The organism is Pseudomonas sp. SJZ079 (genome assembly GCF_007993865.1).
In the GTDB taxonomy this organism is placed as follows: domain Bacteria; phylum Pseudomonadota; class Gammaproteobacteria; order Pseudomonadales; family Pseudomonadaceae; genus Aquipseudomonas.
In genome coordinates, this window is record NZ_VIUH01000001.1 from 96355 (window position 1) to 111690 (window position 15336).

The following is a 15336-nucleotide window of genomic DNA, read 5'->3' on the forward strand; positions in this document are numbered from 1 at the left end:
GTTCTAGCTCACTCCTCTCGAGTCACGCGCAGCACTTCTTCCAGGGTGGTCACCCCGTCCAACACCTTGCGCCGCCCATCCTCTCGAATACTCGGACCAAGCGTGCGCGCATGACGGGTCATGTCCTGCTCGGAAGCGGCGTTGTGAATCAGCGTGCGCAAGTGCTCGTCGAATACCACCAGCTCGTAAATGCCAGTACGACCCCGGTAACCCTGCTGATGACAGTCGCTGCAGCCGCGGGCGTGGTACAGGGTCGGCGCCGGCTCGGCCGCCACGCCGAGCAGCGCGCACTCGGCAGCATCGGCCTGGTAAGCCTCCCGGCACAGCGGACAGAGGACCCGGACCAGGCGCTGAGCCAGTACACCGAGTAACGACGACGACAGCAAGAAGGGTTCAACCCCCATATCCACCAGGCGGGTGATGGCGCCGACTGCACTGTTGGTGTGCAGCGTCGACAGCACCAGGTGGCCAGTCAACGACGCCTGCACCGCAACCTCGGCAGTTTCCTTGTCGCGGATCTCACCGACCATCACCACGTCCGGATCCTGCCGCAGAATTGCCCGCAGGCCGCGCGCGAAGGTCATATCGACCTTGGTGTTGACCTGAGTCTGACCGATGCCTTCGAGGTGGTACTCGATGGGGTCCTCCACCGTAAGGATATTGCGCGTGCGGTCATTCAGACTGACCAGGCTGGCGTACAGCGTGGTGGTCTTACCCGACCCCGTTGGACCGGTAACCAGCAGGATGCCGTGGGGCTTGCGCACGGCATCCTCCATCAATTGACGATCGCGCGCACACATCCCCAGGTGCTGCAACGACAAGCGCCCGGCCTGTTTGTCGAGCAAGCGCAGCACCACCCGCTCACCATTGGCCGAAGGCAGAGTGGAGACCCGCACATCGACTTCGCGCCCGCCGACCCGCAGGGAAATTCGCCCATCCTGTGGCACACGCTTTTCGGCGATATCCAGCCGCGCCATCACCTTGACTCGCGACACCAGCAGCGCCGCCAGCTCGCGCTTGGGTTCGAGCACCTCACGCAGAATGCCGTCAACGCGAAAGCGTACAACCAGGCGCTTTTCGAAGGTTTCCAGGTGAATATCGGAGGCGTTCTCCTTGATCGCCTCACCGAGAATGGCGTTGATCAAACGAATGATCGGGGCGTCGTCCTCTTGCTCAAGCAGGTCTTCGGTTTCCGGAACCTGATCGGCCAGGGCTGCCAGGTCGAGACTGCCGCCGAGATCTTCGGCGAGCTGCATCGATGCCGAATCATGCTGATAGGCCTTCCCCAGAGCCTGCTCAAAGGCTTCTGCAGACAGCTCCCGCAGTGGCATCCGAACGCCTACGAAGCGCTGGGCCTCAGCCAAGGCCACCAGATCGACTGCCGGCCGGTGCCCCAGGCAAGGCGGGTCGACCTCGGCCAATACGACCACTCCGTGCCGTTTAGCGAAACTGAACGGTAAACGGCGCAGTACAGTTTCAGTGAGCAAAGCGTTCATCCTGGGTCGCCTTAAAACGGTAACGTAACACGAGTATCAGAGCGGCTCAGGCCGATCCAAGTCGATAGCTGCGTCAGTGAATAATTATCGACATGCGCCATACTAGAGCCGATCCACTGGACTATCTTTAGCACATCACGGAACGCGATACACCACCTCGATAGGGGGCTGCTAAACGCCGGCTAACTGTCTATGATCGGGGCGCGATTCACACCACATAACAAAAAATTTCCGGAGCCACACCTTGCCCTTTTCGGCTACTCGACACTGGATGCAACGGCACGCCGCCACTTTGGCGGGTGTCGCCGTGATTGTGGCCATGAGTGTCAGCCTGGCCTGGCAAACTGTTGATTGGCTGCGCTTAGTGCGCGCACCCGGCACTGTCGATCCACTGAACACGACCAATACACCAGCACCCGCCCCTAACCAACGCCTGGATCAACTGTTCGGCGCCAGCGGCGCAGACAGCCAGACGCCGCCACCTGCCACCAGCCTACGCCTGACCTTGCTGGGCAGTTTCGTACATGCCGACCCCAAACGCTCCACTGCGATTATTCGCCTGGAAAGCAGTCCCGCACAGCTGCACGCCATAGACAGCGAAGTGGCCAATGGCGTGCGCCTGCATGCGGTCTACGCCGATCACGTGGAACTGATGCGCAACGGCCGCCTGGAGACCCTGGCCTTCCCACACAGCCCATCGGCGGATGACAGTGCGAACTATTCGTCCAGCGCAGATGCGCCGGACACCCTGGATCAACTCGACGACCTGGAAGCAGATAACCTTACTCAGCTGCGCGAACGCATGGACGCCCTGCGCCAACAGATGGAAGCGGCCGGCACCTTACCGCCGGATACAGAACCCACCGAACAGCCCACGGAAAGCGACTGAACCGATGCCCCAGACCTTCTCGCGATTCACCCTCGCTCTACTGGCCGCCGGCCTGGCCGTCACCGCGCTGCCGCTCAGTGCCGCCGACAGCCCAGCGGCACCTGCCGCCAACCAGCAAGAAGAAAGCTGGACCATCAACCTGAAAGGCGCCGACATCCGCGAATTTATCGACCAGGTCGCGCAGATTACCGGCGAAACCTTCATCGTCGACCCACGAGTCAAAGGCCAGGTCAGCGTGGTGTCGAATACTCAGCTGAACTTGAGTGAGGTCTATCAACTGTTTCTCTCGGTGATGGCCACTCACGGGTTCAGCGTTATCACTCAGGGCGAACAGGCACGCATAGTCCCGAATGCCGAAGCCAAATCCGACGCGGGCCTAGGCCCGGCTGCACCAGATCGCCTGGAAACCCGCCTGATTCAGGTACAACACGGCTCGGCGACAGAACTCATTCCGCTGATTCGACCACTGGTGCCGCAATACGGCCATCTCGCGGCAGTGACTTCGGCCAATGCCATCATTATCAGCGACCGCAGCGCCAATATCGCCCGAATCGAAGACCTGCTGCGTCAGCTCGACCAGAAGGGCGACCGCGACTACAGCGTTCTCGACCTGCAATACGCCTGGGTCATGGATATCGCAGAAGTGCTCAACAGCGCCCTGGAGCGCGGCCAGGCCAAAGGCGCCTCCGGCACCCAGGTGATAGCCGATGCGCGGACCAACCGCCTGATACTCCTCGGCCCACCCGCCGCGCGAAGCAAGTTGGTGGCATTGGCCAAATCGCTGGACACCCCGACTAGCCGCTCGGCCAATACCCGCGTGATTCGCCTGCGGCATAACGATGCTAAAGCCCTGGCGGAGACCCTCGGCGAAATCTCCGAAGGCCTGAAAGCCCAGGACGGCAGCGAGGCTCCCGGTAAGCCGCAGAACATCCTGATCCGCGCCGACGAGAGCCTCAACGCCCTGGTACTGCTTGCCGAGCCCGATATGGTGGCGACCCTCGAGGACATCGTGCGCCAGCTCGATGTGCCCCGCGCACAGGTGTTGGTAGAGGCTGCCATCGTCGAGGTCTCGGGCGACATCAGCGATGCCCTCGGTGTGCAGTGGGCCTTGGATGCCCGTGGCAGCACAGGTGGTCTCGGCGGAACCAGTTTCAGCAATACCGGGCTGGCCGTTGGCACAGTGCTGCAAGCCATTCAGGATCAACGCAACAATGTCGACAACCCGATACTCAACAACCTCCCGGATGGCGCTATCGTCGGGATCGGTACTCGCAACTTTGGCGCACTGGTCACCGCCCTATCGGCAAACACCAAGAGCAACCTGCTATCCACTCCCAGCCTGCTGACCCTGGATAATCAGAAAGCGGAAATCCTGGTCGGGCAGAACGTACCGTTCCAGACCGGCTCCTTCACCACCAGCGCATCCGGTGCAGACAACCCCTTCACCACCATCGAGCGGCAAGATATCGGGGTAACCCTGAAGGTCACGCCGCACATCAACGAAGGCGCCAGCCTGCGCCTGGAGATCGAGCAAGAGATATCCTCCATTGCGCCCAGCGCCACCCTGACCTCCCAGGCCGTGGACCTGATCACCAACAAGCGCTCGATCAAGAGCACCATCCTTGCCGAGGACGGCCAAGTCATCGTGCTCGGCGGCCTGATTCAGGATGACGTCACCCACTCCGATTCGAAAATACCAATACTGGGCGACATACCCATACTCGGCCGACTGTTTCGCTCATCCAAGGACACCCACATCAAACGAAACCTGATGGTCTTCCTGCGCCCCACGGTGATTCGCAATGCGACGGGACTGGCCGCCCTTTCCGGGAAGAAATACGGTGATATCCGGATACTCGGCAACCTGCGCGACGACTACCGCCCAGGTATCCTGCCGCGCGATCCAGCGCAGCTGTTCGACCTGAATTCGCCGTCAGACGCCATCGACTTACGTAAATAGCATCCGCGCAAAGCAAAAAGGCCTCGGTTCACCCCGAGGCCTTTTCATTCGTCGCAACGCAGTCGCCGGTTACTTTAGCTGAAGCGGCACTCGCGCCGGACCCTGGATTACGCTCTGCCGATCAAAGCACGGCGAGACCGCGAGCCAGATCCGCCTTCAGATCGAGCAAGTCCTCCAGCCCCACCGCCACCCGAATCAAGCTGTCGCTGATGCCGGCGCTGGCACGCTCCTGCGGCGAAAGACGACCATGCGAGGTGGTTGCCGGGTGGGCGATGGTGGTTTTGGTATCGCCCAGGTTGGTGGTGATGGAAATCACTCGAGTCGCGTCGATAAAGCGCCACGCAGCCTCCTTGCCACCCTTGACCTCAAAACTGACCACTGCACCGAAAGCACTCTGCTGACGCTTGGCCAATTCGTGCTGAGGGTGGCTCGGTAAACCGGCATAGTAGACATGCTCGATGCCCGGCTGCTGCTCCAACCATTCGGCCAACTGTTGCGCACTGGCGCAATGCGCCTGCATCCGTACGCGTAGGGTTTCCAGACCCTTGAGGAAAATCCACGCATTAAACGGACTGAGGGTCGGACCTGCGGTGCGCAGGAAACCCACGACCTCCTTCATCAACTCCGCCTTGCCAGCCACCACGCCGCCCATGCTGCGACCCTGGCCATCGATGTACTTGGTCGCCGAGTGCATGATGATATCCGCACCGAGCTTGATCGGTTGCTGCAGCGCCGGGGTACAGAAGCAGTTATCGACAATCAACAGGGCGCCTTTGCCATGCGCAATCTCGGCCAAGGCCGCGATATCGACCAACTCGGCTAGCGGGTTGGACGGTGACTCGACGAACAACAGCTTGGTATTAGGCAGGCAGGCCGCTTCCCAAGCCTGCAGATCCGCCAGCGCGACATAGCTCACCTGCACGCCGAAGCGCTTGAGGTACTTCTCGAACAGGCTAATGGTGGAGCCAAACACACTGCGCGACACCAGCACATGATCGCCGGCGCTGCACAAGCTCATGACGATGGACAGGATCGCCGACATACCGGAGGAAGTAGCCACCGCTTGCTCGGCGCCTTCCAACGCTGCGATGCGCTCCTCGAAGGCGCGCACGGTAGGGTTGGTATAGCGCGAGTAGACATTCCCCGGCACTTCGCCGGCAAAACGCGCTGCCGCATCGGCCGCCGTACGAAATACGTAGCTCGACGTCGGAAATATCGCCTCGCTGTGCTCACCTTCCGGCGTGCGACGTTGCCCGGCACGCACCGCCAGGGTATCGAAACCGACCCCTTGCAGGTCGCTGTCCAGGCGCCCGGCATCCCACTCTTGCGTCATGTCCCTTACCTCGAATTGCAGCCTTAACGACGCCACTCGGGGCGCCACTCAAGGCTTAATTGTTATACAGGTCGATAATCGCGCTGACGGCTTGAGACTTGACCTTGGACACATCGTTACGCGCCTGCTCGATCTTGTTCAAGTAATTCTCATCGACATCGCCGGTGACATATTGGCCATCGAACACCGCACAGTCGAAATGCTCGATTTTCACCTTACCGCCACCCACCGCGTCGATCAGGTCGCTGAGATCCTGATATAGCAACCAATCGGCACCGATCAATTCGGCGACTTCCTCGGTGCTGCGATTGTGCGCGATCAACTCGTGAGCACTCGGCATGTCGATGCCATAAACATTCGGGTAGCGCACCGCGGGTGCCGCCGAGCAGAAATAGACGTTCTTCGCCCCGGCTTCGCGAGCCATCTGGATGATCTGCTTGCAGGTGGTGCCGCGCACGATGGAGTCGTCCACCAGCATCACGTTCTTGCCGCGGAACTCCAACTCGATGGCATTGAGCTTCTGGCGCACGGACTTCTTCCGCGCGGCCTGCCCCGGCATGATGAAGGTACGGCCGATATAGCGGTTCTTGACGAAGCCTTCGCGGAACTTCACACCCAGGTGGTTGGCCAGTTCCAGCGCCGCGGTGCGGCTGGTGTCGGGAATCGGGATGACCACGTCGATGTCATGCTCTGGACGCTCGCGCAAAATCTTCTCGGCCAGTTTCTCGCCCATGCGCAGGCGCGCCTTGTACACCGAGATGCCATCCATGATCGAATCCGGACGCGCCAGGTAGACATGCTCGAAGATGCAGGGTGAGTAATGCGGATTGGTCGCGCATTGGCGGGTGTGGAGCTTGCCGCCTTCGGTGATGTACACCGCCTCGCCCGGCGCCAGATCGCGGATCAGACTGAAGCCGAGTACGTCCAGCGACACGCTCTCAGAGGCAATCATGTACTCCACGCCCTCGTCGGTATGACGCTGACCGAAGACGATCGGGCGAATCCCGTTGGGGTCACGAAAGCCGACGATACCGTAGCCGGTAATCATTGCGACCACCGCATAACCACCACGGCAACGCTGGTGCACCTGACTGACCGCAGCGAACACGTCCTCTTCGGACGGCTGCAGCTTGCCGCGCTGGGCCAGTTCGTGCGCGAAGACGTTGAGCAACACCTCCGAGTCGGAGTTGGTGTTTACGTGACGCAGATCAGACTCATAGATTTCTTTGGCCAACTGCTCGACGTTGGTCAAATTGCCGTTGTGCGCCAGGGTGATGCCATAGGGTGAGTTGACGTAGAACGGCTGCGCCTCGGCCGAGCTGGAGCTACCGGCGGTCGGATAGCGCACATGACCGATGCCCATATGACCAACCAGGCGCTGCATATGGCGCTGTTGAAAGACGTCACGAACCAGGCCGTTGTCCTTACGCAGGAACAGACGGCCCTCATGGCTGGTAACAATACCGGCAGCATCCTGGCCGCGGTGCTGGAGGACGGTGAGCCCGTCATACAGCGCCTGATTGACGTTCGATTTACCGACGATACCGACAATGCCGCACATGTGACGCAACCCCTACTGAATGAAACAGGCTAATGCTGAACGCTCTTGCAGCAGTTTAGGCTGCAACAGCGCTTATTTGAACGGCAGCTCAACGGGTGCGCTGATGCCGCTGGCCAGCCACTGGCTGGACATCCCCAAGATGAGGTTTTTCGACCAGTCCGCGACCAATAAAAAATGCGGCAACAGCGTCGACTGTTGCCACCACGGATCTTGCTGCACAGGCGCCAGACTGAGCAGCCCGATCAGCACCACGACCAATAAACCGCCACGGGCTGCGCCGAAGACCATGCCCAGAAAACGATCGGTGCCGGATAAACCGGTGACGCGTATCAGCTCACCGATCAGGTAATTGACCAGTGCACCGACTAATAAAGTGACGATAAACAGAATGGCGCAAGCGGTGATCACGCGCGCCGAAGGGGTCTCGATAAATTCGCCAAGGTGCTGCGACAGGGCACCACCAAACATCCAGGCGACGACCCCGGCAATGATCCAGGTGAGTAAGGACAAGGCTTCCTTGACGAAGCCACGACTCAAACTGATCAGACTCGAAATGGCGATGATGGCGATAATCGCCCAGTCGACCCAGGAAAATCCCACGATGGCGGCTACCGACGGAAAAGGCGCTGCATTTTAACAGAGCCCTCGCCGCGGGGTAAGCGGAGGATTAGCTGCGCTCCGGACGAAAACGCACCACGAAGCCATTGAGTTTTTGCTGACGATTCAACTGGTCACGCAACCGATCGGCTTCCGCACGCTCGATCAGCGGGCCAACAAACACCCGATTCATCCCGTCCACACTGCGAATATAGGCATTGTAGCCCTGACTACGCAGAGTCTTCTGCAGGGTTTCCGCTCCGCTTCGGCTGGACAGGCTAGCCAGCTGTACTGACCAACTGACCGGTAAGCTGTTGGCATCCAGACGACTTGCCGGTGGCTTCGCTACAGCCTCGACCTGCGCGGGCGCCGCTGCAACCGGCTCAGCCGGCAGCGCAGAGGGCTGTTCGGGCTCGCTCGAAATGGCCACTGCTTCATTATCGAACTCATCCGGCACAGGCTCTTCGGGCAGGATCTGCGGTTCCGGCACGCTCACCGGTTGCATTTCAATCTGCGGCATAACCGGCGCCTGTGGCATGCCCGGCGCATCCACCACCACGCGGCGCAGTTCGTCCTCACGCGACAACAGCATGGGCAGAAAAATCACTGCCAGCGCCAACAATACCAGGGCGCCGACCATGCGTTGCATCAATCCTTTATCCAGCAAAGCCATCCTGCACTTCCCCCTTGGCATGGCCAGCCAGCCAGTCCAGGGCCTCGGCCACGCAATAAAAAGATCCGAACAGCAGAATTTCATCCCCTGCTGACGCCCGCGCACACTGCGCCAGCAACGCCGACGTCACGTCGACATATGTCGCGACATGCGCACCAAGATTATGCAATTGCGCCTGCAACTCGGCGGCTGGCCGCGTGCGACTGGTCGGTAACGGCGTCACCGCCCACTCGGCCACTTCGCTCAGCAAGGGCGTCACCACCCCTACCAGGTCCTTGTCAGCCAACAGACCGAACACAGCCAGACGCTTGCCCGCCAGCGGCCTGGCAGCCAAACGCTGCGCCAAGTATGCGGCGGCATGCGGATTATGCCCAACATCAAGCAATAACGTGAGTGCCTTACCCTGCCAATTCAACACCCGGCGATCCAGGCGACCAGCTACCCGCGTTCTCAATAGAGCACTGACGATCTGCTCGGCGTGCCAAGGCAGCTCAAGCAAGGCATAGGCTTGCAGCGCCAGCGCGGCGTTTTCCATGGGTAAATCGAGTAGCGGCAGCTGCTCCAGCCGCAGGACCTCGCCCCTGGCATCCAATCCTCGCCAACTCCAACGCTGCGCCTCGACTGCCAGATCGTAATCGCGCCCCCGCAGAAACAACGGCGCTTTTAGCTGGGCAACTTGCTCCAGCAAGGGCTGTGGTGGGTCGCTATCTCCGCACAAGGCAGGTTTTCCGGCGCGGAAGATTCCGGCCTTTTCGAAGGCAACCGACTCACGGGTATCACCCAACCAGTCGGTGTGATCGAGACCGATACTGGTGACCAGGGCAAGATCGGCGTCGATCAGGTTTACCGCATCCAGACGCCCGCCCAGCCCGACCTCGAGCACCACGGCGTCCAGGGCCGCACGCTGAAACAGCCAAAACGCGGCCAAAGTACCCATTTCGAAATAGGTCAGGGAGATAGCGCCACGCGCCGCGTCAACCTCGGCAAAGGCCTCGCAGAGCGCAGCATCGTCGGCTTCGATACCATCGACCTGCACGCGCTCGTTGTAGCGCAGCAAGTGGGGCGAGCTATACACCCCCACCTTGAGTCCCTGCTCTTGCAGCAAGGAAGCGAGAAAGGCGCAGGTCGAGCCCTTGCCATTGGTGCCGGTAACGGTAATGACCCGTGGCGCCGGCCTGGTCAAACCCAAGCGCTGCGCCACTGCCCTGGAGCGCTCCAATCCCATGTCGATGGCGGATGGGTGCAATTGTTCCAGATAGGCCAACCAATCGGCGAGGGAGCGTTCGTTCATGCAGTGACCGGGAGCGCTGCCGGCGATGGCAGACGCATAAACTGCGCGAGCAATTTAGCCAACCGCGGGCGCAATTCTGCGCGCGGGATGATCATGTCGATGGCGCCATGATCCAGCAGGAACTCGCTGCGCTGAAAACCTTCCGGCAGCTTCTCGCGTACCGTCTGCTCGATCACTCGCGGGCCGGCGAAGCCGATGAGCGCGCGCGGCTCCGCGACGATTACATCACCCAACATCGCCAGGCTGGCGGAAACGCCACCGTACACAGGATCGGTCAGCACCGAGATAAACGGAATGCCTTCTTCGCGCAGGCGCGCCAGCACTGCGGAGGTTTTCGCCATCTGCATCAAGGAAATCAGCGCCTCCTGCATGCGGGCGCCGCCCGATGCGGAGAAACACACCAGCGGACAGCGCTGCTCCAGCGCCACGTTAGCGGCACGCACGAAGCGCTCGCCAACAATCGCACCCATCGAGCCGCCCATGAAGGAAAACTCGAAAGCGCAGGCCACCACCGGCATTTTTTCCAGGGTCCCCTGCATTGCGATCAGCGCATCTTTCTCGCCGGTCTGCTTCTGCGCCGCGACCAGGCGATCTTTGTACTTCTTGCTGTCGCGAAACTTCAGGCGATCGACAGGTTCCAGCTCGGTGCCAATTTCTTTACGGCCCTCGGCATCAAGGAAGATGTCCAGGCGCGCGCGCGCGCCGATGCGCATGTGGTGATTACACTTGAGACAGACATCCAGCGTCTTTTCCAGCTCGGGCTTGTACAACACCGCATCGCAGGACGGACACTTGTGCCAGAGCCCTTCCGGCACCGAGCTTTTCTTGACCTCGGAACGCATGATCGATGGGATCAGTTTGTCTACCAACCAGTTGCTCATGCTCTTATTTCTCCAAAGCTGTAGGCTCGAATAGGTTCGCGGCGCAAGGCCCTAGCAACCTATCCAAGCGAATTCACGACTGCAGTTTCAACTGGAACCGGCGCCTGCATGAAGCAGCAGCCCGGGCTCGCAGAAAGCTCGCCACTACGCAGACGAGCACCCAAACTCAGGGCCGTCATAGCAGCACCTGTGACAGGGTTATGGACGGCCAAGCGCACAGCGCCGTCACATCAAGCTCGCTCATGGAGCGCAAGCCCCCTTGACCGCCCGCACGAACGCTCGAACCTTTTCGGCGTCCTTGATACCTTTGCTTGCCTCGACCCCGCCACTCACATCCACCGCGTAGGGCCGCACCTGTTCGATAGCACTGCGTACATTCTCCGATGTCAGCCCACCGGCGAGAATAATCGGCGTGTTTAAGCCTTGCGGCACCAACGCCCAGTCAAAGGCCTGCCCTGTACCACCGGGCACACCACGCACATAGGTGTCCAGCAAGATCCCTGACGCGTTGCCGTATGGCTCGATCCGCGCCGCCACATCTTCTCCCGGCCTAACCCGTAATGCTTTGATATACGGGCGACTGAAGCGATCGCAATCAGCAGGGGATTCGTCGCCATGGAACTGCAGCAGATCCAGCGGAACCACCTCGAGAATGGCACTCAACTCGTCGCGACTGGCGTCGACAAACAGCCCCACCGTGGTCACGAACGGCGGTAAGGCAGCAATAATCGCCCGCGCCTGCTGCACACTGACTGCTCGCGGGCTCTTCGCATAAAACACCAAACCAATAGCGTCCGCCCCGGCTTCAGCGGCAATCAATGCGTCTTCTATGCGGGTAATCCCACAGATTTTGCTGCGAACGACTGACAACGCGCGAGTACCTTTAGCAAAGCCCGGATGGTAGCAAATGCCACTCTAGGCGTCAGCCGCCACATCAGGTAGGCCGGATAGGAAATGCGGCCCGAGATAGCGCCTGGGCAGATCGAACTCCTCGGGATAATCGACTTGCACCAGATACAGGCCATAAGGATGTGCGGTAACGCCGCCAGTACGCCGCACGCCGGTCTCCAGCACTTCGCGCGCCCACTCAACCGGCCGCTCGCCCGCACCGATGGTCATCAGCACTCCGGCGATGTTACGCACCATGTGGTGTAAAAAGGCATTGGCACGAATATCCAGAACGATGAAGCGACCGTGCTCAAGCAGACGCAAATGGTGCACCGTCTTGATCGGTGACTTGGCCTGGCATTGCCGAGCCCGAAACGCACTGAAATCATGGGTACCAACCAAAGCCTCAGCCGCCTCACGCATGCGCTGAACATTCAGCGGTCGATGGTTCCAGGTGACCTCCTCAGCCATGTGCGCGGGACGTATTTGGTCATTGTAGATGGCATAGCGATAACGCCGGGCCTGGGCGCTGAAACGCGCATCGAAATGCGCCGGCATGAGCTTAGCCCAGGTCACACTGATGTCTTTCGGCAGATTCATGTTTGCCCCCATCACCCAGGCATGCATGGAGCGCTCTACCGACGTATCGAAATGCACCACCTGGGCACTGGCATGCACCAGCGCATCGGTACGACCGGCACAACTCAGGGTGACGGGCGCGCCACCGGCCACTTTGGATAGGGCTTTCTCCAGGGATTCCTGGATCGAGGCCACACCGCTGCGCTGACGTTGAAAGCCGTGGTAGCGCGACCCCTTGTATTCAACCCCGAGAGCGACTCTGAAAAAGCCAACGGCAGCCGAATCGGCTGCCGCTGTAGGTATTGCATCAGACATGAATCAAACCAGATTAGTGACCAGCTCTCGCGCTTCCTGCTGCTGGTCTTCGTTACCCTCGGCGATCACTTCGTCGAGGATGTCACGGGCGCCTTCGGTATCGCCCATGTCGATATAAGCACGCGCCAAGTCGAGTTTGGTCGCAGTTTCGTCCGTACCCGACAGGAAGTCGAAATCATCGTCGTTTTCCATGTCAACCAGCGGCGGCACGTCAGCAGGCGCGTCCTCACTCGACTCACTCGCAACAGGCGCCTGATCCAAGTTACTGGCCAACTGATCCAACTCCGCAGTCACCTCATCAAGCTGCGCCGCGAAGCCATCGCTAGCTGGCTCGGCGACAGCGTCATCGTCATCGTCCAAGGACAAGTCGAAATCGGCCGAGAAGTCGAACTCACTTTCAACAGCGTCGCCCGGCAGGCCGGGGCTCACGTCAGTCAAGTCGTCGCCGACCTGAGCCGCAGTCGGCGCCTCATCCTCCAGGCTCAGCAAAAACTCGTCTTCGCCTTCCTCTGCCGCGACTGGCTTGCTCTCATCATCGAGACTCAGACTGAAATCGACCAACTCATCGCCCAGTTCCAAGCTATCGTCGGACGCATCATCCAGACTCAAATCGAAACTCAGATCATCAGCCTGCCCAGCCTCCATCTTGGCCGGAGCATTCAGATCCAAATCAATCTCCAGATCCAGAGCATCGATATCCGCCAGAGAGGCTTCACCTGCCGCCGCTTGCTGATCGCGATCCTGCTCGGGCTCAAGCTCATCCAGACTCAGGTCAAATGCCTCATCCAATCCATCCGCAACAGGCTGGCTCGGCTCATCCAGTGTCAAATCATCCAGGCTGAAGCTATCCAGATCATCATCGGCACCGGCACCGGCAGCCATACCGGCGACTGCGAAAGCAGCCATAGCCGGGTACTTGGTTTTTAACTGGTCGATCTCGACTGCGGCTCCGCCGATTTCGCGCAACTCACTTTCTTGACGGGCAAAACCTTCGCGATCACCCAGCTCGGCATAGACTTCCATCAGCTTCACACGTAAATCGCTACGTTGTGGCTCATTGTTGATCGCGTTGTGCAATAGGTCGGCAGCCTGATTGAAACGGCCATAGGCGATATAGATGTCCGCCTCACCCAATGCATCACCAGTCTGCGCAGTCACTCGCTCTTCACTAGCCGGCGCATCAGCCTCAGCGCCATCAAGATCGTCTTCATAGCTATCGAAGCTGTCAGCCGACAACTGCATATCTGCATCAAAACTACTGGCATTGTTCTCAGCGGCCAACGCCTCCTGCAGCTCAGCCTCTTTCACGGCATTGCGTCGCGATAGCATCATCAGACCGATCAGCAGCACCAATAAACCGCCGCCGCCAGCAATACCCAGGAGCATGGGGTTGGCGAGTAGATCGTCGATCATATTGGCTTGCGGTTGTTCCTCCACGACCGGGGCAACTGCTTCCTGCACGGGAGGAACCGGAGGTTTCTCAGCGACCGGAGGCTGTTGCGGCTCCAGGGCCGGTTCAGCGGCTAGTGGCTGGACCTCTGCCGGCGGCGCTACATCGGGCGCTACCGAAGGTTCCTCGCTGTAGTTGTAATCGGGCGCCTCGGCTACAGGCGGTGTTACTACCGGCGCTGGTTCGATTGGTTGTACCGGCTCGGCTTTCGCCGGCTCAGCCGCGGTCGCTTCAGCGGCAGCCGCTTGAACAGGCGCTGGCTTGGACGCCGCCAGGTCTGCTTGCAGCTTGGCCAACTGATCATCTTTCAACTGAATCAAACGCTGCAGCTTATCGAGCTGACCTTGCAGGTCGCCCATGCGGCTTTTTAGCTCGTCGTTCTCACGACGGGTCGAGTCGAGACTTTCCTGGGTCACCGCCAATTTATCGGTCAGCGCCTTGCTCTCTGCCGCACCTTTATCGCTACCACTGGTAGCTTTACCCGCATCGGCAGAAACCAGCTTCAGACTGTCCTGAGTCTTTGCCTGGGCAGGGGCAGCACCGGCAACACTGCGCTTGGTCGCGTCCAGCTGGCGAGTAGCAGAGGCTACGTTGCGACCCTCACGCCAGGCGGCATTTTGCTCAGCAACCTGCGCAATCGCCTCCGCTCGGGAGCGACCGCCAATTTGCTGCTGCTCCGGCAAACGCAACACCTGACCACGCTTCAGCCGATTGATATTGCCGCCAATAAAGGCATCCGGGTTCAGATCCTGAATAGCCAGCATGGCCTGATGAACGCTGTTGCTTCCGCGCACGCGCTCAGCAATCTCCCAGAGCGTGTCATTGGCGGTGGTTTTGTATTCGCTGCCCTGCAAGGCACTGGCAGTGGTAACGGCTGAACGTACAGCGGGAGCAGGAGCGGGAACAGCTGCCGGACGCGAAACCTGGGTGGCAGCCTGCTGTCGCGGGGCCACGGCCGCTGGAGCCGCTGCCGCAGCCGTTTGCGGCGAATAGAGCGGCGGATCAAGCAGCAGCGTGTATTCACGCAACAGACGACCATTCGGCCACAACACCTCAACCAGGAAGTTGAGATAAGGCTCACGCACCGACTTATTCGAGGTTACGCGAATGACACTCTTGCCATTCGGCTTGAGTATCGGCGTAAATTTCAGGTCGGTTAGAAAGTACTGACGATCAACGCCAGCCTTGATGAACTCTTCAGGAGAAGCCAGGTTCGGCAGTACTTCATTGGAAGCCAGATCACGCACTTCCAACAACTCGATTTCAGCCACCAATGGCTGATTCAGCGCCGACTGCAGGGTTACTTCACCCAGCCCCAGCGCATGCGCCATACCGGAGGACAGTGCTGAAGCAGCTGCGATTGCCAGCACCAGTTTGCGAACCCGAACCATAGCGTTATCCCTTTTTATCTTTTTTCTCGGCA

The 15336-nt window shown here is 59.9% G+C and carries 12 protein-coding genes; 2 read left to right on the forward strand and 10 right to left on the reverse strand.

Annotated elements, in window-relative coordinates; genetic code table 11:
• Positions 1-8: 8 nt before the first annotated feature.
• Entirely contained in the window at positions 9-1496 is a 1488-nt protein-coding gene (gspE, locus tag FBY03_RS00345) for a type II secretion system ATPase GspE (protein WP_147170203.1), read from the reverse strand.
• 319 nt (positions 1497-1815) lie between these two features.
• Here gspE and FBY03_RS00350 point away from each other — a divergent pair, with 319 nt between their 5' ends.
• Positions 1816-2385 (forward strand): type II secretion system protein N, encoded by a 570-nt coding sequence (locus FBY03_RS00350; RefSeq protein WP_256677811.1) that lies wholly within the window; start codon positions 1816-1818, stop codon positions 2383-2385.
• A gap of 4 nt (positions 2386-2389) precedes the next feature.
• Entirely contained in the window at positions 2390-4345 is a 1956-nt protein-coding gene (gene gspD / locus FBY03_RS00355; protein WP_147170206.1) for a type II secretion system secretin GspD, read from the forward strand.
• 121 nt (positions 4346-4466) lie between these two features.
• Here gspD and FBY03_RS00360 read toward each other — a convergent pair whose 3' ends face one another.
• The 9 genes from FBY03_RS00360 to FBY03_RS00400 form a co-directional block, all read right to left on the reverse strand.
• On the reverse strand, positions 4467-5678 hold the full coding sequence (locus tag FBY03_RS00360) for an O-succinylhomoserine sulfhydrylase (protein ID WP_147170207.1): 1212 nt from the start codon (positions 5676-5678) through the stop codon (positions 4467-4469).
• A gap of 55 nt (positions 5679-5733) precedes the next feature.
• Positions 5734-7239, reverse strand: coding sequence for an amidophosphoribosyltransferase (gene purF / locus FBY03_RS00365; protein WP_147170209.1), 1506 nt, complete (start codon positions 7237-7239; stop codon positions 5734-5736).
• A 72-nt stretch (positions 7240-7311) separates the two neighbouring features.
• Positions 7312-7839, reverse strand: a complete 528-nt coding sequence (locus FBY03_RS00370) for a CvpA family protein (protein ID WP_025165527.1) — start codon at positions 7837-7839, stop codon at positions 7312-7314.
• Positions 7840-7906: 67 nt separating this feature from the next.
• Entirely contained in the window at positions 7907-8509 is a 603-nt protein-coding gene (locus FBY03_RS00375; RefSeq protein WP_147170210.1) for an SPOR domain-containing protein, read from the reverse strand.
• Positions 8493-9800, reverse strand: coding sequence for a bifunctional tetrahydrofolate synthase/dihydrofolate synthase (gene folC / locus FBY03_RS00380; protein WP_147170211.1), 1308 nt, complete (start codon positions 9798-9800; stop codon positions 8493-8495). Before folC ends, FBY03_RS00375 begins: the two co-directional genes overlap by 17 nt.
• A complete protein-coding gene (gene accD, locus FBY03_RS00385) occupies positions 9797-10681 on the reverse strand; it encodes an acetyl-CoA carboxylase, carboxyltransferase subunit beta (RefSeq protein ID WP_147170213.1) in 885 nt (294 codons plus the stop codon). Before accD ends, folC begins: the two co-directional genes overlap by 4 nt.
• Before the next feature lie 240 nt (positions 10682-10921).
• The gene (locus tag FBY03_RS00390) at positions 10922-11551 is read right to left on the reverse strand and encodes a phosphoribosylanthranilate isomerase (RefSeq protein ID WP_147170214.1); all 630 of its coding nucleotides are present in this window, start codon (positions 11549-11551) and stop codon (positions 10922-10924) included.
• 45 nt (positions 11552-11596) lie between these two features.
• The gene (gene truA / locus FBY03_RS00395; protein WP_147170216.1) at positions 11597-12463 is read right to left on the reverse strand and encodes a tRNA pseudouridine(38-40) synthase TruA; all 867 of its coding nucleotides are present in this window, start codon (positions 12461-12463) and stop codon (positions 11597-11599) included.
• 3 nt (positions 12464-12466) lie between these two features.
• Positions 12467-15304 carry a FimV/HubP family polar landmark protein gene (locus tag FBY03_RS00400; protein ID WP_147170559.1) on the reverse strand — a complete coding sequence of 946 codons (2838 nt, stop codon included), beginning with the start codon at positions 15302-15304 and terminating at the stop codon, positions 12467-12469.
• Positions 15305-15336 lie beyond the last annotated feature (32 nt).